This is a genomic window from Gluconobacter cadivus, from assembly GCF_015244745.1.
In the GTDB taxonomy this organism is placed as follows: domain Bacteria; phylum Pseudomonadota; class Alphaproteobacteria; order Acetobacterales; family Acetobacteraceae; genus Gluconobacter; species Gluconobacter cadivus.
Window position 1 is genome coordinate 1 of the sequence record NZ_JABCQI010000031.1, and the last position, 544, is coordinate 544.

1 protein-coding gene is annotated in these 544 nt (G+C 51.7%); it reads right to left on the reverse strand.

What is annotated here, in order from left to right; all coding sequences use genetic code 11:
- Positions 1-150 precede the first annotated feature (150 nt).
- A partial coding sequence (locus HKD28_RS15630; protein WP_207729037.1) for a hypothetical protein occupies positions 151-544 on the reverse strand: 394 nt, incomplete at its 5' end.

A 544-nucleotide genomic window follows, 5' to 3' on the forward strand; every position in this document is an offset into this window, starting at 1 on the left:
ATGAGCTGGAAAGGCTCCAAGAAAAACGCAGCCAAGCACCAGCGAGCCGAGAGGCCGGCTTGATTCAAAAGAAGTATTCATGTGTTCGTTCTGATCTGAAAAACGCAGAAAACCTTCCATCGCAGATGCGATAAAGGCGCTAAGTTTTTGTCAGATCAGGTTAGGAGGTCCTTGAGCATAAATGCCCGATAGCCGCCATAGGGGAGGCCCCCGCACGGGCGGGAAACACCAGAAAAAACTCCGCCCTGTCACAGACAGGACGAGGAAAACAGCAGCGACGCATCCAATTATCAGGATTGTTAACAGGTCGTCGACCACTGCAATCCCATCACCAACATCCGCTGCGTGATGATGATCAGGACTATGCGGACCAAAATTCTGGCTGTCGCAAAGGGTCGACAAGTTGGCGAACTGTTTTAACGGATCATTGAGAAGGAACTGCGGTAAAGGCAGACTTCCAACGCTGAGGCGAATAATGATGGCAAGCAGAACCAGCGGCCAAAAGACCAGACTCCCTCCGCTATGCCGCGCACTTCGCATCATT